This is a genomic window from Candidatus Brocadia sinica JPN1 (genome assembly GCF_000949635.1).
Taxonomy (GTDB): domain Bacteria; phylum Planctomycetota; class Brocadiia; order Brocadiales; family Brocadiaceae; genus Brocadia; species Brocadia sinica.
Window position 1 is genome coordinate 3837136 of the sequence record NZ_BAFN01000001.1, and the last position, 22076, is coordinate 3859211.

At 41.2% G+C, this 22076-nt stretch carries 20 protein-coding genes; 5 read left to right on the plus strand and 15 right to left on the minus strand.

Translation table 11 applies throughout. From position 1 onward, the window contains the following. Positions 1–123: 123 nt before the first annotated feature. Together BROSI_RS17635 and BROSI_RS17640 are read right to left on the minus strand one after the other, a co-directional pair. The gene (locus BROSI_RS17635; protein ID WP_052565202.1) at positions 124–1545 is read right to left on the minus strand and encodes a B12-binding domain-containing radical SAM protein; all 1422 of its coding nucleotides are present in this window, start codon (positions 1543–1545) and stop codon (positions 124–126) included. A gap of 661 nt (positions 1546–2206) precedes the next feature. After that, the gene (locus BROSI_RS17640; protein ID WP_082059307.1) at positions 2207–2923 is read right to left on the minus strand and encodes a hypothetical protein; all 717 of its coding nucleotides are present in this window, start codon (positions 2921–2923) and stop codon (positions 2207–2209) included. A 371-nt stretch (positions 2924–3294) separates the two neighbouring features. Between BROSI_RS17640 and BROSI_RS17645 the strand changes: the two genes are divergently transcribed. After that, positions 3295–3888, plus strand: a complete 594-nt coding sequence (locus BROSI_RS17645) for a CsgG/HfaB family protein (protein WP_157842614.1) — start codon at positions 3295–3297, stop codon at positions 3886–3888. A 39-nt stretch (positions 3889–3927) separates the two neighbouring features. On the opposite strand, the gene BROSI_RS20110 is transcribed toward BROSI_RS17645, so the two are convergent. From BROSI_RS20110 to BROSI_RS17660, 4 genes are all read right to left on the minus strand, one after another. Then, positions 3928–4089, minus strand: coding sequence for a hypothetical protein (locus BROSI_RS20110; protein ID WP_157842615.1), 162 nt, complete (start codon positions 4087–4089; stop codon positions 3928–3930). A gap of 18 nt (positions 4090–4107) precedes the next feature. Further along, positions 4108–4476: a response regulator gene (locus tag BROSI_RS17650; RefSeq protein WP_052565208.1), complete on the minus strand. Its 369-nt coding sequence runs from the start codon at positions 4474–4476 to the stop codon at positions 4108–4110. 137 nt (positions 4477–4613) lie between these two features. Continuing rightward, positions 4614–6224, minus strand: a complete 1611-nt coding sequence (locus BROSI_RS17655) for a GAF domain-containing sensor histidine kinase (protein ID WP_052565211.1) — start codon at positions 6222–6224, stop codon at positions 4614–4616. A gap of 5 nt (positions 6225–6229) precedes the next feature. Next, complete coding sequence (locus tag BROSI_RS17660) at positions 6230–6766, minus strand: O-acetyl-ADP-ribose deacetylase (RefSeq protein ID WP_052565212.1); 537 nt, start codon at positions 6764–6766, stop codon at positions 6230–6232. Positions 6767–7207: 441 nt separating this feature from the next. On the opposite strand from BROSI_RS17660, the gene BROSI_RS17665 reads away from it, so the two are divergent. Next, on the plus strand, positions 7208–7834 hold the full coding sequence (locus tag BROSI_RS17665; RefSeq protein ID WP_052565214.1) for a nitroreductase family protein: 627 nt from the start codon (positions 7208–7210) through the stop codon (positions 7832–7834). 960 nt (positions 7835–8794) lie between these two features. Here BROSI_RS17665 and amt read toward each other — a convergent pair. From amt to BROSI_RS17710, 8 genes are all read right to left on the minus strand, one after another. Continuing rightward, positions 8795–10858: an ammonium transporter gene (amt, locus tag BROSI_RS17675; protein ID WP_052565218.1), complete on the minus strand. Its 2064-nt coding sequence runs from the start codon at positions 10856–10858 to the stop codon at positions 8795–8797. A 32-nt stretch (positions 10859–10890) separates the two neighbouring features. After that, complete coding sequence (locus BROSI_RS17680) at positions 10891–12300, minus strand: hypothetical protein (RefSeq protein ID WP_052565221.1); 1410 nt, start codon at positions 12298–12300, stop codon at positions 10891–10893. A 769-nt stretch (positions 12301–13069) separates the two neighbouring features. Next, positions 13070–13741, minus strand: a complete 672-nt coding sequence (locus BROSI_RS17685; protein ID WP_157842616.1) for a hypothetical protein — start codon at positions 13739–13741, stop codon at positions 13070–13072. 48 nt (positions 13742–13789) lie between these two features. Next, on the minus strand, positions 13790–14818 hold the full coding sequence (locus BROSI_RS17690; RefSeq protein WP_052565225.1) for a tetratricopeptide repeat protein: 1029 nt from the start codon (positions 14816–14818) through the stop codon (positions 13790–13792). A gap of 6 nt (positions 14819–14824) precedes the next feature. Next, positions 14825–15067, minus strand: a complete 243-nt coding sequence (locus tag BROSI_RS17695; protein WP_052565227.1) for a PGPGW domain-containing protein — start codon at positions 15065–15067, stop codon at positions 14825–14827. Further along, a complete protein-coding gene (locus BROSI_RS17700) occupies positions 15064–16302 on the minus strand; it encodes a peptidase U32 family protein (RefSeq protein ID WP_052565229.1) in 1239 nt (412 codons plus the stop codon). Before BROSI_RS17700 ends, BROSI_RS17695 begins: the two co-directional genes overlap by 4 nt. 36 nt (positions 16303–16338) lie before the next feature. Continuing rightward, on the minus strand, positions 16339–17676 hold the full coding sequence (locus BROSI_RS17705; RefSeq protein ID WP_082059309.1) for a haloacid dehalogenase-like hydrolase: 1338 nt from the start codon (positions 17674–17676) through the stop codon (positions 16339–16341). Positions 17677–17700: 24 nt separating this feature from the next. Beyond that, positions 17701–17943 (minus strand): YggT family protein, encoded by a 243-nt coding sequence (locus BROSI_RS17710; RefSeq protein WP_052565233.1) that lies wholly within the window; start codon positions 17941–17943, stop codon positions 17701–17703. On the opposite strand from BROSI_RS17710, the gene BROSI_RS17715 reads away from it, so the two are divergent. From BROSI_RS17715 to BROSI_RS17725, 3 genes are all read left to right on the plus strand, one after another. Beyond that, positions 17942–18136 (plus strand): hypothetical protein, encoded by a 195-nt coding sequence (locus BROSI_RS17715; protein WP_052565235.1) that lies wholly within the window; start codon positions 17942–17944, stop codon positions 18134–18136. The genes BROSI_RS17710 and BROSI_RS17715 overlap by 2 nt on opposite strands. A gap of 178 nt (positions 18137–18314) precedes the next feature. Next, positions 18315–18893, plus strand: coding sequence for a 6-phospho-3-hexuloisomerase (gene hxlB / locus BROSI_RS17720; protein WP_052565237.1), 579 nt, complete (start codon positions 18315–18317; stop codon positions 18891–18893). A 124-nt stretch (positions 18894–19017) separates the two neighbouring features. Then, complete coding sequence (locus BROSI_RS17725; protein ID WP_052565239.1) at positions 19018–19269, plus strand: hypothetical protein; 252 nt, start codon at positions 19018–19020, stop codon at positions 19267–19269. A 31-nt stretch (positions 19270–19300) separates the two neighbouring features. On the opposite strand, the gene BROSI_RS17730 is transcribed toward BROSI_RS17725, so the two are convergent. Beyond that, entirely contained in the window at positions 19301–22000 is a 2700-nt protein-coding gene (locus BROSI_RS17730) for an NAD(P)/FAD-dependent oxidoreductase (RefSeq protein ID WP_052565241.1), read from the minus strand. Between the last annotated feature and the right edge of the window lie 76 nt (positions 22001–22076).

The window sequence follows — 22076 nt, forward strand, 5'->3', positions numbered from 1 at the left end:
TTTTTCTCTATCTTTGGAACTGTCCAGAAAGCTCAGGATTCCCCTCGTTTGACGTGAGGAGTGCAGGGGAGGATGAAAAATATGTATACTTTTTTGGGAGTTGTTGTACATAAAATCATGTCTCTAAAAGAGCTTTCTGAAGATGGCCTTTAAGGAATCCAGGGAACCTAATCGCCGTATGTTTTTCAGAATAAAACGGGGCGTTAAAAAAAATTCAAAATTGGCACGTCGTACGGCATTTTCTAAGTCAGCCTTGCCAAGATGAGGATAGGCGATATTGGCCTCCTTTGCTACATTGACAGGCTTATAATCTCCATAAACAAAGAGTTTGTTTTCTTTGGCAATTTTATAAAATTCCGTACCGGGGAAAGGGTTGGCGATATTATACATGACCTGGTCAACCTTCAGCCGTTTGACCTCTTCCCTGTTCTTTTTTATGGTGTCCATTGTCTCCAGTGGAGATGCGCCAAACATGATATTGATCTTTGCATTAATACCGTATTTCTTGACCAATTTTATGGCTTCTTCATTCTTCCTGACATCAATGTCTTTCCTGACATAATCCAGTATCTCTTGATTAAATGATTCAACGCCGAGATCGATAAACTTGCAATGTGCCTCCGCCATGGCCTTCACAATAGGCTCATTTAGATGATCTGACCTTGCAGAGCAACCCCACACGATACCCAGGTCTTTGATTCCTTCACATATTTTTACAGTTCGTTCTTCTCCCCATACAAACTGGTCATCCTGAATATTTGCAGCCTTGTAACCTTGAGATTTTAGCAATTTGAATTCTTCGATAATATTTTCAGGTGACCGCTTTCTCACTGGTGGTTTCCTACCAACATGGTGTTTGTATTCAAGTTCCCGCGAGAAGCTTAAAGAAGATGGAACACAATAGATACACCGATACGAGCAACCCCTTGATGTACAAACAGCCGTAAAGGGCCTTTTTCCTAGCTTCGGATTATAATAGGCATCCCTTTCTTCCAGGAGGTGTCTGGTTGGAAAGGGGATCGCATCCAGGTCTTCTATCGGTTCCCTGTTAACATTATGAATGATTTCATCATTGTTTCTAAAAGAGACGCTTTCTATACCTCTAATATTTGATTTTGCCTCTAAGGCCTTCACGAGCTCAAGCATGGTATATTCTGGTTCACCTCTGACAACATAGGTGTCTTCATCTATAACAAATTCTCCAGGTCTGTCGGATGGTGCAGGGCCAAAAAATACGATTGGTACCTTCCCTCTTATCTCGCGAATATCCATGAGTGCCTGCATATCGGTTTTTTGAGAGAGATTAACAGAATAGAAGCAATATACATCACTTAAATCTTCCTTCAAAAATGTGAGAAAGTGTCCCCTATCCCACTTTTTGATTGTCGTTTCAATGTATTTAACTTTATAACCCTCCTTTTCCAGGATGGCGGCAGCACTCAGGAGAAAGATGTTTGGGACATAATAGAGCAAATAGGCACAACCGGCAACCCGTTCAGGAATATTTCCATCAATGGGTGGTGGTACGAGAAAGGTAATTTTCATAAGATATATTTCGTTAAATTTCAGTAATTATTTCTACAGATGCTTTTAATGCTTATACTCAGAGATGGAGTAACTAACAATAATATTCGAAAATTCTTCAATAAGTTTAAGGTTCATTTAAAACCCCAGACACAAGTTGCGTAGCATAAAGAATGTTGGGCTTCACTTTCAGACTGGGCCAAATGGGCAATTTCACCCTATTTCGTGAGATTTATTCCCTACTTTATGAGCTAAAAAGCGACAAAACAAGTGCAAAAAATGGCAATTTATAACAGTTCTTACCCACTTTTGAAGCAAAAAAGTTCATTTGATCCACTCTGTTCGTTTAACCCAACCTTATTAATTATTCGCTTTATCTAAGATCTTTTTCAGACACATTTTAATACTTCTAAAACAATCATCATACTGTATTTAGCAAACATTTCGTACATCAATTCTACATATTTGAGAATTACGTTAGTATTTGCATGGGTAAAGTGGAATTATAAACGCATACGATATGGAGACGAATATTTTTTATTGAACATTTTCGTTTTTTCCTTAAAGGATTTAATTTGAAATATACCACGAAAGGCTTATTTTTACAAGGCAAAATGACTACGAAGTATAGGAAGTGAACTTCGCGCAGAATGCGAAATTATGAGGCCATAAATAAATCTTTTCAAGACCCCTGCGTCTTTACAAGCAGATCAACGATGAGATTGAATTCATCACTGCTGAACCAGTCTTTTTGAAACTTTTGCCTGGCCAGCACACGCATATCTACAACACAATCTTCCCAACCCTTCCTGGATTTTCGCTCTAACAGGATCCTGCCCACTTCATGACATACAAGGCATTTTTCCACCATGATCTGAGCAGCTACATCATCTCGCATCATTTTCCCCCTTTCGGTAAGGTACTCTGTAAGGATCGGAATGTCTTCATCCAGGAATAATTCAGGTGCATTGTCGCGCATCCGCAATATAGTTTCCTGCCACTCTTCTCTTGTCTTGTTTTGCTTCAAAACTCTGTTTACTGTATGACACCTTGTACACCGGTCAATAAAAAGTACTTGGACGTCAGCGTATTTTTTCGTTTGAGATGTTGCAACTATCGTATCCTTTCTTCCATTAACGATTTCATCAATTATCAGTGCGCCCTCCTCTGCTGTAATCCATAACGGGTTTTTTCCCATCATCCGAGTGATACAAATTCTCCATTCATTTTTAGTTTTAGGTTCCGCGAATACTCGCTCAAGTGTATGGCATTTTGAGCATTTTTCTTCATATAAAAATTGTGATGCCTTATATTGAAATTTTTCATGGATTTCCTGCGCTTGGCCATAGCTCAAGGAAGATGCTAGACATACTATTAATAACGACAAAAAATACTTCATTATCAAACCTTTACCGCTCTTAATGGATTTTCAATGGCAATATAGTATAAAAATAATACGCTTTTTTGTTAGCTCAAAGACCTTACCACCATGCGTACCAGATTTTTCAAAGTAATAACTCTTTTTACTGTAAATATAAGCCCTTCAGGGAATATTCGCAAGATAAAACTGAGTTTGTTACTGAATGAACAGTAAATATTTTTATAGTTTTTTATTGACCTCATGAAAATATATTTTTATAAAAGAGTTGTATAGGCTTAATTGTATATATACCGTGATATTGCTGGATGGAGATAAGTGGGTTGTGAGAGATAGCGGGGACAGTACAAATGGAATTGGGGGAAAAAGAATTGGGCTTTTACGGAGGGTTTATGAATAGACTAACGATATCTTTGGCCCTGATGTTATGTATTTTATGTCTTGGATGTAAGACAATTTCCACGAGTGTGATAGACGTAGCCTTAGATATTTCTTCTCGTGATATAAAGACCGTGGCCGTGATGCGCTTTGATGATAAAATTATCCAGGACAAGGCAGTGAATGGTTTTTTCATAAAAACAATGAGTAATCCGGATGCAGGAGAGATACTTGCGGATTTAATGGTTAGTGAGTTATCAGGATGGGATAAATTTGAAATTTTACCGCGCTCAGAGGTCAAGGGTAAGATAAGGAGCGGAGGTGACGTGGAGTCGGAACTGGTCAGGCAGAGGGATTACAAAGCCCTGGGAAAGATATTGAAGGTGGATGCAGTGGTTATTGGTAAGATACATGCCTTTGACTTATCAAGTATGCCGGTCTACGAACGGGGAGTTGTGTCTTTTACGGCAGAATGCATTGATACACAAAATGGGAAGGTTCTGTGGTCTTTAGAAGCGAATGAAACTGCGCCATATAAGGACGAAATTGAAGTAGCAAGCAAGGTCATCAGGGAAGTGGTCGAAAGACTGAAAAAAGAGACAGAATAAGGTAGAGACGTATTGCATACGTCTCTACAGATATGGTATTCATTTTTTTGCACATTTGCAAACGACACCCTCTTTAACTTCTGTATTGCAATTTCCGCATCGGAAACAGTATTTTTCCTCATCCCAATATGTTTTCAGCGTATGGCTTTCATCAAAAAATATTCCTTTTGGGTTCTTACTCCAGTGCCCGACTCTTTTCATTGCATTTCTCCTTTCTCATTATTTGTGGTTTTCCAGTCTTTTTGATATCTCAGCTAAAAGTTTTTCTTTATTAAACGGTTTTTCCAAAAATGAGACATTTCCTAACGCCTGAAAGCACCGGTACGTTTTTTCATCAAGTGCTGAGGCCATAATAATAGGCACTTCTCTGTACCGGCTGTCTTTTCTCAGCATCGCAAAAACTCTGTCACCGGTAATCCCTTCCATCAAAATATCCAGGATTATCAAATCATATTTTTTTTCCTTCGTTTTTTTCAACCCCTCATCCGCATTTGAAGCAAGGGTAACGGCAAATTGTTCCCCTTGCAACATGTCCTGATAAAATTCCTGCATTTCCAGGTCGTCTTCCATGATTAATAACTCTTTCATTCTTCTCCAACTCCTTTGAAAAAATTTTTATACGTGTATGGTGCAAACGAAATTTTCTGCACTGTTTTTATCTCCGGGCAGAAGGGGCGTCGATGCCGGATTTCAATATTCATATTTTTTATCACATCTCTGTTTTCTTATTGTGCAGTCATTCCAGGCTGATTCATAGAACCTGATTTATGTTCTGCAGTTATTGGTAAGGTAAATTTGAACCGCGACCCCTTTCCCTTTCCTTCAGACTCAACCCAAATCCTGCCCTTATGTATCTGTACAATATTTTTGCAGATAGCAAGACCGATTCCTGATCCATATGCTGAAGGTATTTCTTTATAAAATTTTTCGAATACCCGTTTTTTTGTTTCGTCATCCAATCCCTTGCCTGTGTCTTCTACCGTTAATTCTATGGCATCCGGGAGTACCCTTGCTGATATGCTGATTTTCCCATGTTCTGTGAACTTTATGGCGTTATCCACCAGGTGGATTATCAGGCGATACATCTTATCCCGGTCTGCATGAATAACGGGAATATCGGAAGGTAGCCGGTGAATGAGAGCATTCCCTTTTTTACCGGCAGTATCTGCCATTTCGTTAATAATTTGTTTCACCAGGTCAATGAGTGAAACATCGGATAATTTTAATGGCTCCATTCCCGATTCTAATTTGGATATATCAAGGATATTTTTGATGCTGTTTTTCAGACGATTGACATTGTTTCTCAGGATATCTTGAATTTGAAATCCCCTTGCAAACATACTGGTATTTCCTGTCTTCATAGAACGTTCAAACATATCAATAGCCATTTCAATCTTTGCAACAGGGGTCTTTAGCTCGTGTGTGACATCGCGAATCAGAGTATCTTTCAATTCATCCAATTTTTTCCTCTCCGTGATGTCGCGACAAAAACCTTCGATGCCAATGACGTTATCCCCTTCCTTAATGGGAAGCACTTCGATGGATAACCATATCATCTGCCCCTGTTTATGAATAACCCGAAACTCAAGATCCATCAGACTATTTTTTAATCCATGTAATATCTGGAGGATTTCATGCTGTACCCTTTCCTTATCCTCATCATGACATAAGGAGAGTCCATAGCCACGGTTGTTATAAAACTGATCTACGGAGTATCCTGTGATCTTTTCCACCGAGGGACTCATGAGAGAAAACTCTCCGTTCCTTGTACACTCAAAAATAATATCCGGAGAACTCTCGATAACTGTTCTGTATTTTTCCTCTGCTTCTTTAATCTTATTAAATAACCGAGTATTCTCAATTGCCATAGATAACTGAGGGGCAATTTGTGAGAAAAAATTGATATGCTTCTTTGAATAATAGTCCCTTCGTTTGCTCCCAAAATTTACACTGCCTATTACGTTTCCTTTATACTCAAGTGGGTATCCAAGCCTTGAACGGATTCCTTCTTTAAACAATACGGTATCAGTAAGAAAACGGCCTTTCGATGTGTCATCAACGAGCACGGGCTCGCGGAATTGCACGACTCGTTTCATCAGGCTTCCTTCCATGGGATAGAAGACACCTTCCTTGAGTGCTGTATATTCATAATCTTTTGATAGCACAAAGTTCTCGTATAAATTATTATCTTCCGTAATAAGGGTAACACTCAGTCGGTCAAAATCAATTACTTTTGAAAGTTCCCGACTCATTGTCTGGTAAACATCCCGAATATCCAGGCTCGAAAAGATGATTCTGTTGATGTTAAGAATAATCTCTTTTTTATTGATAAACACGTGCTCTATTTTATGAGTTCTTGTAAGGCTTTTTCGTAAGTTTGATATGCCTTTGAACCAAACAGGACAAAGCGCACCAGATGGATTTCAGGATGAATTTTTACATAGTCTACTACAGTTTTCAACGCTATTATTGCCGCTTCATTCATCGGGTAACCATAAGCTCCGGTACTAAGGGAAGGAAATGCCACGCTCCTGAGTTTATGGTGAGAGGCAAGGATTAGACTATTTTTATACGCATTTGCCAGTAATTCCGCCTCATGCTGTTTGCCATCGTGGTAAACGGGTCCGACGGTATGGATTACATACCTCGCCTTCAGATTTCCTCCTGTAGTAATGCGTGCTTCACCAGTCGGACACCCTCCCAATTTTCTGCATTCCTCCAATATTTTAGGGCCACCCGCACTGTGGATTGCGCCATCCACCCCGCCACCACCCAAAAGACTCGTGTTTGCGGCATTAACAATAGCATCCGTATCTTGCCTGGTAATATCGCCTTCAACAAGTTCCAAAACTGATTTGTTAATGTCAATTTTCATCATAATTTATTCCAAATACAACCTGAATCATCTTCTTTGTGATCAAGCCGTTGCAAATAATATTTGCAAGGTTCTCACGGAAATTGAATAGAAAATAAATATATTTTTCTTAGATAACTTGTTTACCGGTAATTGTCAAGCACAAATTGGGCACTGATTGGTTGCCCTGTCTAACTTCCTGGTGGAAAGTCCGGATAAGGCTTTTGACGCTCTGCCATACGGATGGGACAGAAACAGATAGACTAAAAGCCGTTTCATTTCTGGCAACTTGTTTTAATGTGATTGTCACGATAAAATTCTTGCAATTCAGAAAACCTTGTGAAATAATCTGTCAAATTTTATTTCCAAAAGTAGCCATAAAGCCAATGAGTTGCAAAAAGGCTGAAAACTTTATAACTATATTTTTATCTCTTTGATTTTTATGAGGCCGAATAGTTAAGGATCATGGACGTTAGAGATGCTATTAGGAAAAGGCGCAGTATTAGAAGATTCAAGCCAGAGCCCGTATCTGATGAGTTACTATTGCAGCTTTTGGAAAGTGCGCGGCTTGCCCCATCAGGGTCCAACACACAGCCGTGGAGATTTATTGTAGTAAAAGATTCAGAAACAAGACAAAAATTACAGGCGGCGTCATATAACCAACGTCACGTTGGGCAAGCCCCTGCAATCATTGCCTGCTGTGCGGATATCAAGGCTTTTGGTGAATTTCCGGAGCGAATTGACGAACTCATTGCTGCCGGGGCGTTGCCGGTGAAGACCCGTGAGGTCTTTGTCCCAGCATTAAAAAAGGGTGCAATGAGCGCCGATATGAAATGGCATCTGCTCATTGCCGCCACGGGGAATACGGATGTCGCCATTGAACATATGGTACTCCAGGCTGTAGAGTTAGGCTTAGGAACATGTTGGGTAAGGTGGTTTGATGATAATAAGGTTAAAGAAATACTCGAAATTCCCAAAAACGTAGAGATCATTGCGCTCCTTCCCATAGGCTATCCTGCGGAAGACCCACCCCAAAGACCAAGATTTGATCTGAAAAAGATCGTCTATTATGAAAAATATGGGGCTTCTTGATGGCTTTTTGCGTTTTCTTGTAGTTTTTTATTATTACCCGACAATTTGTTTCTTACATCATATAATGTGTCATGACACGCTTATGTGACGTTACATTTGTGTGCCGTGGCACACTTTTCCTAATATCTTTTGGATAAAACACCTTCTCTCATTACCTACCGTTGTAAATTCATAAGTCGTTGAAATTAAATGCATTACGAAATAATTCATACCAATTCTCTCCTGTTGCCAACATTCTAGCGTTCGTTTTGCCGCTTTTCAGGGAAAGTTTAATGTTAAGGAATTTCAAACACAGAAAAAATGTGTGCTGAAAATGCGTTTTGTAACGGTTTTTGGGTCAAGATTTTAAAAAGGAGAAAAGATGAAAAAAATTTTGGAAAAATACCTACGATGCCATTCTCGTCTCAAATTTCTTACATAGTTTTAGCCCTGAAAACAACAAAAAAATACCCAAGAAATGCTGGGACGCTTTAAAAAATGAAGGTCAATTATAATCCATGATTTTGTACTGGATGAGACCAAAACGCATCCCCAGTTTGCAGCCCTCTTTAACCTCAATATGCTTATTGACACAGAGGAAGGCGCATCATACAGTGAGCAGGAATATAGGGCATGGCTTGAGGGCACGGGTTTTAAGCAGATGAAAAAGATTGATCTGGAGTCTAATTTGATGTTTCATCTGAAAAAGCCAGAGAAAGCGTTCTTAATCTCATTCATGAGCTTATTCAAGAGAAATTGGTAAAGGTTGCTGATGGATAATCAGGCAGGGATGGTAAAGAAATTCAGGGCTAATTTTGACTTCTTCGAAGAGATTTGGCTTTTTATCCAAATTTTCCTTTTGGCTACCGTGTTACCGTGTTACCCTTCCTGCTCAAGTTCCAGTCCCTGCCCGGGGTTATGAAAATGCTTGCATCCCTACAAAAATATTTTTATTATGAAAAATATGGGGCAAAAGAAAGGCTAACCATATTCAATACTTATGAAAGATTTTTTTTGTGGTTTTAAGGGCAACGTAAAGGTGAAGGTACTCCCTTTTCCATACTCACTCTTTGCCCAGATCTTTCCCCCGTGTAATTCGACCAGGCGTTTAGTAAGTATCAAACCAAGGCCTGTTCCTTCGTATCGGCGTGCATATGATCCATCTACTTGACGAAACGCCTCAAATAATTTGTTCATATCATCGGATTTAATGCCAATGCCCGTGTCACTTACGGCAATCTGGACATGCTGGTTTGAAAGCCTTGCATTGATTGTTATTCTGCCGTTCTCAGGAGTAAACTTGACGGCATTGGATAACAGATTAAACATGATCTGTTTAAATTTTACTTTATCCGCCATCAGAGAAGGTATGTCCTCATGGACGTGGGTGCGTATGCTAATGCCTTTCTTATGAGAAGATCCCATGATCGTGTTCAATACCTCATTGATGGCATTTTCTACAGAAAACTCTTCGTACTGGAGTTCAAACTTCCCGGCCTCAATCTTTGAAAGATCAAGGATACTGTTAATCATGCTGAGCAGGTGCTGTCCGCTGCTATGGATATCACCTACGTATTCTTTTTGCTCGGTATTGAGGGCGCCGGTTATTTCGTCTCTCAAAACCTCTGCAAAACCAATGATGGCATTCAGGGGGGTGCGAAGTTCGTGAGACATTGTCGCCAAAAACTCTGATTTCAGTCTATTGGCCTTTTCGAGTGCAATATTTGCCTTCTGAAGCTCCTCTGTTCTTTCCTCAACCCTTTTTTCCAGGAGGACGTTCAGGTCTTGAAGTCTTGTAATACGCATAAAATCAAGCCATGAAGCCACGTCTTCATATTCGGCAACATTAAGTCCTCTCTTTTCTTCCTCCGGACTTACGCGAATACCTGCGATCTTCTTAAGGCACCAGAAAAAGAGCATTCCCAGTCCAAATGACCATAGAAAGGCTACGCCTGCTCCCACCGCCTGGATACCGAGCTGGTGCAATCGGTTGCCGTCTACTGCCAGGAGAGTTGATTTTTCAGCAAAGACCGCAACGCAGAGGGTGCCAATAACACCGCCTACTCCGTGAACTGCAATGGCTGCGACAGGGTCATCAACCTTTAATACCTTTTCTATAAAGTCCTGGGCCAGGATTGACACGATACCGGCAATTGAACCAATATAGATTGCGCCATCCGGCCCTACTCTGTTTGATCCTGCCGTTATAGCCACCAGACCAGCCAGTATGGCTGTAAAGAGTTTTCCGGCGTTCAGCTTCCTTTCCACCGAGTAATTCAGTATTAGCGCTGAAACTCCGGAGGCAGCCGGGGCCAGGTTCGTATTGGTAATGACAAGGCCAATATCAGCGCTAGCCCTCAGAAGGCTCCCGCCATTAAAGCCAAACCAACCAAACCAAAGGAAAAAAGTGCCCAGTGTAGCCAGGGGGATGTTATGCAGTCCCATTCGGTTTGAAGAACCATCCGGGTTATACTTGCCAATTCTTGGACCCACAGCCACAGCCCCTGCCAGGGCAAACCATCCCCCAATCGAATGTACCACGGTAGAGCCTGCAAAATCAATAAACCCCAATTTCCCCAGCCAGCCGGACTGTCCGGGACAAAAGAGATTCCCCCATGTCCAATGGCCGAAAACCGGATAGATAATGCCCGTCACAAATACGACGCCTACGACATTAGAAATAAAATTCGAACGCTCTGCTATGGCGCCAGTTAATATGGTAGAGGCAGTAGCGGCAAAGACCAGTTGGAAAAAGAAAAAGCTGAAGGCCAGATTACCCTGATGTGCCATTACTCCCCTCGCAAAGAAATGATCTGATCCAATCCAGCCCCCATAGCTTTTGCCAAACATCAATCCAAATCCAACGGTATAAAACATCAGAGAAGCTATGACGGTAACCATCAGGTTTCTGATAGAAACGCTAATGGCATTCTTGGATTGCGCAAAGCCTGCTTCATAGGAGGTAAAGCCGAGCTGCATGAAGAATACCATGCATGCCGCTGCCATAAGCCAGATGTGATTGATGTTTATTTGAATGCTTTCCATATGGAACACTTACTCCAGGTAATCGTGCTGCGTTAGCCGGAAGAAACGGTTAATACACTGTCAATTTGATTCTGTTCATGATATTTCTCGTTTTCAGAAATTGCCTGCAATCCAATGATCGGTTGATGTCCATCTCCTATTCGCTTGACTACAAATTTTTTTATCTTCAGGAAATGATCTAGTATGAAATTGGCCGCCAACGGTTCCGGTGGAGGTGTGCCTTGTAAAATGACGATTTGTCCTTCGCTCAGTGGAAAAGTACCTTCTATTTTTAAAGAGATGCCTTCGCGGGAATAATCATTTATGGTTGCATCTGCAGTAGTTTTACAGTTCTCCAGATAAACGTTCAGCGACGGCTGCTTCCATTCCCAAGGTTGACGAGGAAATTTTCGGTCAATTGTATAGTGTACAGTCTCCCTTGACGCATGAAGTGTCTCGTACACATGTTGAAACCACGAAAGATGAGAACTGAATATATCGTTAATGAGCCGATTACGGTCTGCTATTCTAGCCTCGATGTGAAACATATCCACGTTGGATGTCAGCCACAATTTCCGGAAATGGTCTTCGAGTATCTCAAAAGGTTTCCCGGTCGTCTGCATCTGAAATTTGAATACCGGCATGTTGGCGCCAACACTCAGATTCAATGAATGCTGGCTTGCGCCTCGCCCAAATGTATATGGTTGAAAATGGGCTATGTTATCTACAATCATCATCCAGCAGGCTGGATTATGCGCATAAAATCTGACCACAGGTGTGACATTTGAATAGTTTCGAAGCCTGTCAAAGGTATGGGTAAAGTCACTGTACAATCGCTGATGGAAGAAGGGGTCTGTTGGCTGTATCCTTGATCTATCGATATTCAGAATCTTTTCAACCTCATGGGGAGCGCTTTCGAGCAATGTTCTAAAGACCGCTGTATCCCGAAATACGTCAAGCAGAAGTATTTTAACATCAAGCCCGCTCGCAATCTTTTTGTTAAGCGTAGAAAGCAATTCGTCGAGATGAACATTCTCTGAGAACGTGACACCGAGAAGCCATACCCGGTTTTCAGCGTTTTCTATAGCATCATAGATATCACCCTTCACATCTTTACGGGAATAATAGATATTTGTTAGCCCGCAGGTTGCTGCCGCACAAATGAGCCGGTTGGAGGTTTGTAAAAATTTTTCCAAAGAACTGCGGTTATTATCAATGAGCTGATGGGTGGCTTGAAGTGTTTCTTTTAAGATGCTTCTTATATGTCCAAAAATTTCCCACCACAGGTATGCATACTCCAGGATATGAACACACATTATTGCGCTGAAGATGAGAAGTAAATGCTTAACGATTTCAGGTATACTGTGCCAATAACGCGGCAATAAAATGTTGAGGGTAACTGCGGCAAGAAAAAAGAAGCCTGCGATTAACATTCGAACAAATGGTCTTGGTCTTTCATTCATGACCGTCACCTCCAAAGGCTTATAGCTTCGGTGTATCAAAGTAAGTTCCTGCCATGTGTTTTCATTACCGGGCACATTCTGTGAGCAACCGATTGTCGATGATCGCAACCTGCAAAGGATATGCAGTAAGAAGCATACCAAAGACAACAACGGATGTGCATGCAAAAAGATGATTTGTATTATTTATAGGCATGCTCTTAAACTGTAACTTTTTTTAATTCGGGATACAGCCTTTAACAAATTTAGCTAAGAAAGAGCTATTGTCTTGTGTTTTGGACAAGCTTTCTAAAGTAGTAACATTACTTTGTTAAAACCGTGCGTAAAAAGCATAAGTTGAGTATTGCTCAACTTATAAAGTTATGCTAACTTACAACAACTTTTATACTTGAATTATTCCATTATTCCTGTTACTCGTAAATTTAGATAGCAAGATAGATGCCTGACGCAGACAAAGAAAAGGTTTTTGATAAATTGTTTTTGCTATACAACGTTTCCTCACTTGAAATTTTAACCATCGACAAACAAAAAGAACAGATATAAAATCAATGAAATTTATTCAAGGTGAAAAAGATATTTTTGTTTTAATTGTACTATAAATTTTTCTTTTTTCAACAGACTATAGATTAAAGGGAGCGGCACGTAAAAAAAGAAGACAGAATAGATCACTAATAGGATAGCTCATACTGTGTCGTAGGGCAAAGGCCTTAAGTTACTATCTAACGATCATCAAATGTGATCTTGAGCAAAAAGAAACGTATCTATTTCTTTATTATTTGGCGGCTTGTTTTTGCTTTTCTTCTCGTGCGGAATTATCTTTTGGGTTTTGTGATGGAAAAAGTTTTGTTGGTTCCGGGACTGGACGTAGGCTCAGATTGTCATACCATCCTGCAACATGCCCGTGCATCCAGTCTTGTCTGGTTTCTGTAAAGACGGTGATTACGTCTTTTGAGGGTATGATCATGAGGGAAAATTCCATCCATGATGAAGTAGTATTACCACCGATATAATTTTTATTTATCGTGGTGAAAGCAAGTGCCGGATTCCACGTACCGTCTAAAATTCCTACGATAGTAAAATCTCCGATATCATCGCCATAAAATGCAAGATGACCAGTTAAAATATAGGGGGTATTTACTATTACCTTAACTTCCTGATAGAGGCCACCCCTTGCAGTCCCGTTGGAGCCAACCTGTTGTGTCAAAGCGAAGAAGCCGCTTGTCGTGGGTGGTATAGGATTCCCAATCGTGCCGGGAATAACGATGGTTACATGGGTGGGTGATTCTACAGGAGATCCATCTCCATCCCACGGAAAGGTTTCCCAATACTTCCAGCCCGTAATATCTCCAGATTCGAAGTCACCGTTTTTAAGCAGTTCTGCGGCAGGCAGCGACCGTAGTATAAATAAACTAAAAATTAATAAGACAAATGCAACGAATCTCATTTCATATTTGTTTGTAATTAGGTGTGTTAGTTCATGATCAAATAACATCTACTTTCGATTTGGTTTTAATCTTTTATATGTTGCGTACTCCTCATCGGCTTTTTCTTTCATACCTTTTTTATCATATACAATGCTAAGGTTGAAATGGGCAATGGCACAATTTGGGTCAGCTTCAATGGCCTTTTTATATTCTTCGATTGCCTCATCATACATTCCCTTTCTCAGGTAGAGATCGCCTATTTCGTTGTGAACCTCAGGGGTGTTTGCGCTAAGTTTATATGGGGAAGATTCTGTTTTTTCATTTGCAGACGACTTTTGTTTTACAGGGGGGGGTGGTTCAGACGGCACAACCAGTCTCTGCCCGGCGGCAGGTGCGGATAGGGTTACCATTTTAATTTCCCCGGCACGAAGCAGGCTGAGTTTCACCTCCCTGCCAGCGGTCCTTTCAATCATTTGTTTGAGAAGTATCTTGTTTTCAATTTTTTCACCATTCCACTCTGCTATAAGGTCTTCTGTCTGAATACCGGCATTTGCTGCAATGCTTCCCGGCATAACGTTAACGACAATCACACCAGTCTGAGCCTTTTTAAATCCAAACCACTCCCTGTTTTCTTTTGTAAGATTACCTAGCAGAAGTCCCAAAGAGTTGTGGGATTCCAAAAATACGATTGCCGTACCCTTGCACCACGATGTGTGCCTTACCCCGTAATCAGTTCCCCCCAGCTCGCCATATCCTGTCCATGATTTCGAAGCCCCCGTGTCATACTGGACATTAATGACTGCCTGTGCGCCAACAGCACGGGCCTTTTCTCTTATTTTAGAAGCCAGAATATCGTGTCCCGAAAAACCGAACTCTCCCAGGCTTACTTCCCCCAATTTTTTATAAGTGACATCAATATCCCCCGCGCATACAAATATTTCTTCATTTTTCTGCGTGCCGGAGGATTGTGTACCCTTTTTTGCCTCAAGGGTTGTTTCATCCTTTTTAAAAGGGGACATTTTTTTTAAATAATCAGTTGAACCGCATCCTGCTATAAAAACAATAGGAGCAATTATGATAAGTGTTTTGATGTTCATTCTTTACTAGATCTTCTTTCTTTTTAATTTTGTTTTTATTTTTGATTCAATCTTAACCACATATCGATGGTAAAATTTTGTCTTCCTCAGCTTTGAAACAAGAAGAGGCTTCCCGGGAAAATTCGTGATATACAATCCTGCCAGGATTGTGAATAGCCCAGGGCCTGGTGTAAAAATCATCATGCAACCCATAAGTATAAGGCAAATACCACCCGTATTCTTCGCAACGTTCTTTACCGTCCTTTTCATCCACATTTCCTGAGCATGAAATATTTATGGACAGGGCGTGACATCTTTATCAGTACCTTTTGCCCCACGTGGGCAGTTTCAATAGACTCATGGTATTCGTTTTTGATGTCCAACAGTACCTGGGTAAAATCCTCACTCAAACGTCTTCCCATTACTTCTATGGAAGTGTTACCCAAAATCCTGTTTTTTACCAGTACCTCAGCAACGTCATCGGAGAGGACATTGTTAATCATGCCAAGATAATCATACTCTTTGATATAGGAATTTCCAGGATGCGTTGTCTGACTCTTATAGCCTTGATTTCCGAAAAAGAATCCTGTTCCATATTCCCTGTGGCTTACCTTTTCAAGCTCAGACAACCATTTTGGATCATACACATATCCATGAGGATCGGCAAAATAGCGATCCAGCGCCTCCCGGTATACCCTTGTCACCGCTGCGACATAATACTGACTTTTCATACGTCCTTCGATTTTCCACGCAGCAACGCCTGCATGTACCAGTTCGGGTATGTGTTGAATCATGCAAAGGTCCTTGGAACTCAGGATAAAAGTACCGCTTTCATCTTCCACAATTGGATATGTTTCGTTTGGTCGTTTTTCCTCTTTCAGGACATATTGCCATCGACACGAATGGGAGCAGTCTCCCAGATTTGCATGCCGGTTTGCCATAAAGCTACTCAGGAGACAGCGTCCGGAATATGACATACACATGGCGCCATGCACAAAAACTTCAGTTTCTGTACAAGAATTGCCGGTGATTTCTTTAATTTCCCCCAGGGTCAGTTCCCTGGCAAGGATTACCCGTTTTACACCCTGTTGATGCCAGAACTCAACAGATTTTAAATTGGTGGTGTTAGCCTGTGTACTGAGGTGTATGGGAATATGTGGTGCAATTTCTCTTACCAGCAGGAAAATACCCGGGTCTGAAACGATTACTGCATCTACTGGAATTTCAGCTAGCTTTTTTAAATAAGGACGTATGCCAGAAACATGATAGTTGCGGGCAAAGATGTTCAGGGCAATATAAATTTTTTTCCTTTGCCCGTGGAGCCAGGTTGTTGCTTCTGTAATTTCCGGTAACGTCAGACCGGGAGCTCCCATGCGCAGGTTAAAACCTTCTCCACCCACATAGACAGCATCAGCGCCATATTCAATCACCGTCCTGAGTTTTTCAAGGTCTCCGGCTGGCGCAATCAGTTCTGGTTTTTTGTATGAAAAGTTGTTTATTTGCATTATTTCTTGAGTTTCAGTTTTATTATCGCAAATGTTTTATGAGTACCCAAGGCATACCAATAAAATTCCCGTGCCAACGGGCATGAGTAAATTATCCAGCGACCTCAGTGGTAATGACTCAATTATACTGGAAAAGAATCCGGCAAGTAAAGCCGGGAAAAGAGGTAAATAAATGGATCCGCAAAGAAAGGCCACCAGCAAGGCGGCCAAAGAGCCTTCGATGCTTTTTTTCATGTTATAAGGAATTCGATGATTGCCGAGACTCCTGCCTATAATTGTAGCAGCTGTATCGGCAAAGGCAACAATCCAAATAACGATATTTGCTATGACCGCAGGAAAAAATAGGAGGGACAGAATGGCGCCCAGAACCAAGGTTACTGGCCCAAACGCAAAACCCCGTTCCTCTAATTTACGAATACTTGATCTTGTTATACCACCGAGCAAAGGAAATGAATATCCATTTACTCTCAGGCACTCAGAAATCATATAAACAACCAATACGGAAAAAAGTACTAAAAGTGTTGTGTGGTAAATGAAGCCTGAAAACAGGGGTACAAATGCAATGAGGATATGCAAGAGTTTTCTCCTGATTTCCTGATACCACGAATGGGTAAGCTGCTTCCTCATACCCGCAAACAGGGTCTTGTAAGTATTGGCATCCTCGATATCCATAATATCAAGTACCTCTGACAGATTTCCGCTGTCAATTAAGTACTGCGCCCGCTGTCGTACGGCATAATGTGCGTTGACACCGATAGTAATACCTGCTTTCTGCATGATATCAAGATTGTTGCGATCATCCACAAGGACAACAGTATCCTGCCATGTAAGATTGTTTTTGCTCAGTATCTCTTCGATGAGATCTCCCTTCCCATCGGGTTCAGAAAGTCTCCCAAACACTTTACCCGTTAATTGATTATTGTTTGTATCGGTCTCCAGGCCGTGTCCGCTATCTGCCAATAGTTTGGCCGCAAGGTCTTTCACAAATAGATCCGGCACACCACTGCTTATGAGAACCACCAGATAACCATGGTTATGAAGTGCCTCAATCGTTTCCTTCGCATATTTTATTATGGGAATATTTTTATAAATCATTCGAGCTTGTTCCAGTGTAACGCCTTTAAAACGTGTGTATACCCGGCTGATCAACTTGCGGATAGATATTTTGTCCATATTAAAAAAAAGGCACAATATTGCCGTTCGTACGTATACCAATATTCCAAGGGAGCGTGCTAAATGTAAAATGAATTGTCCTTTAAACAGGACGCCATCAACATCCATGATGATAAGCTTTTTCACTCCTGCGTGTGAAGGGAGAGAGGCTGGGGGAGGGATCGTGTTATGGCTACTGTGTGCCATAGATATATTTACCATTTGCTTCTTTTGACATGCTGTAAATCAAAATATTCCCCCTACAATCCGTTTGACAATACCTAAACCAATAAATACAATCACGGGGGAAAAATCTATACCTCTCAGGGGTGGAATGAACTTGCGTACAGGATTCAAAACGGGATCAGTGATTTTATAGAGGAATTGTATTGCCTGGTTATAAGGGTTGTGGGGTACCCATGAGAGTACGATTCTAATGAGCAATGCAATTTCGTAAAGGCTAATGAGTTTACCGAGAAGGTCTCCCATGCAAAGACTCCTTTTTATGATGGAATACAAGAATAAATTTTTATTTGCTTATGATACTCAAACGGAAGGAATTTTAACACAGCTCAATAGAGAGAGCAACAAAAATAAATATACGGAAGTGTTGGCAGTCGGAGGAGATGATTACTTGAAATACGGGATACAACATGATAAAATTTTATTGATTTTACCGTGATTTCCAAGGGAGATGCGACGTGTGGCTACCGTCCTTCTCCGCGTGATAACTAAATTTATGTATTTACTTAAATAATCGGTGGAAGACCTCTCCCTCATCCCCTCCTTGCGAAGGAAGGGATGAGGGGGAGGTTATAACTTGATTGTAATATTCTGGCAAGTATTTTAGGGAAAATGAATTGAAGATCGGAAGCAGCTCTATAGGGATTAAGGCAATTACCCAGATTATTTTAGATGAAATCCACTCTGTACTCAAAAAGATTGAGGAGAAAGCCTACGAAGAGTTCGTATCAAACGTCCTTAGTGCAAAAAACGTGTTTGTCACGGGTCAGGGACGATCGGGATTGGTATCTCGTACCTTCGCTATGAGGCTTACGCATATCGGTTTAAATGCTTACTGTGTTGGTGATGCTACAACCCCGAATATCGATAGGGGAGATTTGTTGATAGCCTGCAGCAGTTCTGGCAGCACACACATTACCCGTTATATTGCCGGATTGGCAAGAAAGGCAAATGCGACAGTAGCTGCAGTAACTTCCCACAAGAACTCCCCGCTCGCCGGACAGGCAGACATCGTTATTGAATTGCCCGTACAGGAAGTGAGTACCAATTATAAAAATGATGGGTCGATTCAATTTCGCAGCACGCTCTTTGAACAGGCGTGCCTGGTGTACTTGGATGGGGTTATTCTTTCGCTGGTAAAAAGATTGAATAGTTCTGAGAACGAAATGCATAAAAGGCATTCCAATCTGGAATAAAATCTATGGCAGAAGGTTGCTGTGGTATATTGTGTAAACTATCTATTTTGGCAATTTTTTAAAACACCTCCTTAGCAAAGGAGGGAAACAAGGGAGGGGCTGTGGCTAAGCTGTGCTACGATCTATGAAGATGCGTCTTTTTATTACTTTATTGTTTGTAACATTTTTTACAGCAAAAGTGGTTTTCGGGCAGGAAGCAAATCCTGATATACTATCAATTCCGCAGCGGATAGGGAATTTTCTGGGTGGGGCTAGCCCCTTTATTATCATAGGATTAGGTATATTGCTGATTTTTGTTCAGCAGCTGGCAAAGTTTATCGGTATTATACTCTTGATAATAGGTGTGGTGAGGTTAGTGCTTTTCTTTATCCATTAATTTGAATATTTTTCGCATTGAAGAGAAGCAATTAAGAGAGAAAATATTTGCTGTGAAACGATATCATGCGTCTCCCCATCCACTGAATAATTGCTGTGGATATTCTGAGAACGACCGTTACACTGATCGTATCGAATAATATCTCTCGATAGGGCTTTTTTCCTGATACGCTATCGAATAACGCCTTTTTGCACGCCGGATGATCTGTGGCAATTTGAATAATGGGTGTCAGAAAACCATAATAGGCGCCCCAGATAACAAATCTCCTTACAGCATGCGCATAGGGAAGGTCTTTTATGACCTCGCTAAAGCTGCCTGCATATGTTTGAAATGCCTCTCCGGATATGCCAATATTTATCATAGTTTCTGCTGCTTTGATGCCCATCAGGCATGCAGAATTAACCCCTTTACCCTTAAAAGGACGAATGAGGCCGGCCGCATCGCCGATGGTGACATATCTGTCTCCATACAGGTGTTTGGCCGGTTTTATCGGAAAACAACCCCGGTGGTAGTCCAGACTGTCCAATGATTCACTGAAATTTTTGGGGAGCACTTCTAAAACAGCGGGTAATTGTAAGAATTCGTCCATAGACCTGGCGGAAATCTTTGCCCCGGCGATATTGATGGTATAGTGATCTGCCTTTGGGGTAATTGCGCCAAATTCAATTTCTTTTAACGAAGGCAAAAAGGCATGGATGTATCCATCCGTATCCTCAAGGTTGTGATGCTTTCCTTTAGGATGAAATTTGGTGAGTATGGTCAGTAAAAACCTTGGTGACCTGTAAGGGGTTTCCCTTTCAAATATCCTGTGGGTGCCTTCTTCAAGGCCAAATGCGCCCACGACGACGTCGGCCAGTATGTGTTTTGCCTCGCTATATACCGTAACCATGTCTTTACCAATTTCTACGTCAGTGACCTTGCTCCTGATAACGGTTGCACCGGACTCTTTTGCCTTGTGCAGGAGATAGGCATCAAACTGAATCCTGCGAAGGGCGTATGAAATTTCTCCCTCTCCATCAAGCTTGATGACATGATTATCGGTATGGAGATAGTAGCCTGCTACCTCCCTTTTTACGAGATGCCAGGGAAAAGGGATTTCCAGTTTATCCTCAATAATATGTTCAATGGGTTGAGAAAGAACTCCCGCACATTCATTGTGTTCAATACCACCTTCAAAATCTTTCAGTTCGAAGATAATAACGTCCAGGTTGATGTTCCGTTTTTTTGCAAGGTTCTTAAGGGTTATTGCACAGCTAGCGCCCGCTGGCCCTCCGCCAATTATGGCAACTCTTTGTCCGTCATGCAAGGGACCCAGCCCAAGATTTCTTAATAATTTTAATTTTTTCTCATGTTCCATGCGTGTCCGGTTCTTACAATAATCATGGCATTGCTTTACAGCCGCAGAAAGTATATAGGGGAACATAGCAAAATGCAGACGTACATCAATAATCTTGAAAAAAATCTCCTTATAGCTGGCATTGCCGGTAACCATATTCCATAAGATACTGTTAATCTGGATAGATTCCCAGGCATTCTGACGTTTAACCAGATGATCAATTTGTGCATTTACCAAATGCTTTTGGGACGTGGTATAATCATGAATGCTGAATATAAGATTTCCGAAAAAGTTATCTTGCGCCAGAAGTTTTAAAGCAGGTTTGTAATACCCCTTCTTAAAATCTTCTTCAGAAATACCTCTTTCGAAGATTGTATGCGCAGCTAATTGTGCAGTATCAAAAGCAGATTCAATGCCATTTTTGTAGGTGCGGGAAATGCTAGCATCCCCGATGATTACCAACCTGTTCGCATAGGGATGGTCTGCGTGGGTAATCGGTATTTTAGGAAAGCAGATACAGAGATCTTTGGGTAGTGTCCATCCTGCAGGCAGAAGCGCACGTACCTTTGGATGGTTCATGAATTCTATCAAATGGGCCTTTGTTATGTCTTCTCTTCCGATGAGAGAAACAGTAATGTAGTCTCCCTTTGGGGTAAAGGCGGCAAATTTGATGGGTTTCATCCCCAAGGCAAATACAGAGATGGTATTATGAAAGCGCTCTTGAATAAAGGAACGCCCCAGGTAGAGTTCTGCATTGCATGTCCGTACCGATTTTGGTTCCCGGTAGCCGAATTCCTTGCCCACAATCCGCTTTATCAGGGCTGTATTGAGTCCAAATGCACCAACAATGAGATCGGCAGACATCTTTTTTCTTACACCAGCTTCCTTGTAAACGATGTTTACCAGATCCTGTGGGTGTTCCGGCAATTCTATTTCTTCTACAACTGCCGGAATGACTTTTACTCCTTCAGATGCCACATGCTTCAGGAGAAAATCATCAAAACTAATATTGGTTGTTAATTCTGAAAATCGGGGGCCGTTCCCTCGAAAGACTGTTATTATTTTGGGCGTATGTCCTGGTTTAGGATGGTGTAATTGAATGCCGCGTTCCCGGGTCTGAAAGTAGTAGCCATTTATTTCCTGCTGAACACGTGTTTTGGGGAGAATAATCCTTTGGCTTTCCATTTTTTCTATAAGGGTTTCAGATAAAACCCCGGCGCACATGTTACAACCAACAGGACCCCTTTGAATAAAATCTCTTCCATCGAGAATGGTTGCAATAACCTTAAGACCGTATTTTTTTGCAAGTCTTAAAGCAAAGTGTGCAAAGAAACTGCCTGCTGGTCCTCCGCCTATTACCACAATGTTTGAGAGATCTTTCAGATGCAGATTCATTTTACAAGGTTACATCCGCCCTCTGCAAGTATCTTGACAATCCCAGGATCAAAATATATGCCAGAAAATTTCATCA

What these genes read in the sequence shown, in the direction of transcription:
- BROSI_RS17635 (WP_052565202.1), bottom strand. Translation starts at nt 1,545, where the DNA reads ATGAAAATTACCTTTCTCGTACCACCACCCATTGATGGAAATATTCCT.
- BROSI_RS17640 (WP_082059307.1), bottom strand. Translation starts at nt 2,923, where the DNA reads ATGAAGTATTTTTTGTCGTTATTAATAGTATGTCTAGCATCTTCCTTG.
- BROSI_RS17645 (WP_157842614.1), top strand. Translation starts at nt 3,295, where the DNA reads ATGAATAGACTAACGATATCTTTGGCCCTGATGTTATGTATTTTATGT.
- BROSI_RS20110 (WP_157842615.1), bottom strand. Translation starts at nt 4,089, where the DNA reads ATGAAAAGAGTCGGGCACTGGAGTAAGAACCCAAAAGGAATATTTTTT.
- BROSI_RS17650 (WP_052565208.1), bottom strand. Translation starts at nt 4,476, where the DNA reads ATGAAAGAGTTATTAATCATGGAAGACGACCTGGAAATGCAGGAATTT.
- BROSI_RS17660 (WP_052565212.1), bottom strand. Translation starts at nt 6,766, where the DNA reads ATGATGAAAATTGACATTAACAAATCAGTTTTGGAACTTGTTGAAGGC.
- BROSI_RS17665 (WP_052565214.1), top strand. Translation starts at nt 7,208, where the DNA reads ATGGACGTTAGAGATGCTATTAGGAAAAGGCGCAGTATTAGAAGATTC.
- amt (WP_052565218.1), bottom strand. Translation starts at nt 10,858, where the DNA reads ATGGAAAGCATTCAAATAAACATCAATCACATCTGGCTTATGGCAGCG.
- BROSI_RS17680 (WP_052565221.1), bottom strand. Translation starts at nt 12,300, where the DNA reads ATGAATGAAAGACCAAGACCATTTGTTCGAATGTTAATCGCAGGCTTC.
- BROSI_RS17685 (WP_157842616.1), bottom strand. Translation starts at nt 13,741, where the DNA reads ATGAGATTCGTTGCATTTGTCTTATTAATTTTTAGTTTATTTATACTA.
- BROSI_RS17690 (WP_052565225.1), bottom strand. Translation starts at nt 14,818, where the DNA reads ATGAACATCAAAACACTTATCATAATTGCTCCTATTGTTTTTATAGCA.
- BROSI_RS17695 (WP_052565227.1), bottom strand. Translation starts at nt 15,067, where the DNA reads ATGAAAAGGACGGTAAAGAACGTTGCGAAGAATACGGGTGGTATTTGC.
- BROSI_RS17700 (WP_052565229.1), bottom strand. Translation starts at nt 16,302, where the DNA reads ATGCAAATAAACAACTTTTCATACAAAAAACCAGAACTGATTGCGCCA.
- BROSI_RS17705 (WP_082059309.1), bottom strand. Translation starts at nt 17,676, where the DNA reads ATGGTAAATATATCTATGGCACACAGTAGCCATAACACGATCCCTCCC.
- BROSI_RS17715 (WP_052565235.1), top strand. Translation starts at nt 17,942, where the DNA reads ATGCAAAGACTCCTTTTTATGATGGAATACAAGAATAAATTTTTATTT.
- BROSI_RS17710 (WP_052565233.1), bottom strand. Translation starts at nt 17,943, where the DNA reads ATGGGAGACCTTCTCGGTAAACTCATTAGCCTTTACGAAATTGCATTG.
- BROSI_RS17725 (WP_052565239.1), top strand. Translation starts at nt 19,018, where the DNA reads ATGAAGATGCGTCTTTTTATTACTTTATTGTTTGTAACATTTTTTACA.
- BROSI_RS17730 (WP_052565241.1), bottom strand. Translation starts at nt 22,000, where the DNA reads ATGAATCTGCATCTGAAAGATCTCTCAAACATTGTGGTAATAGGCGGA.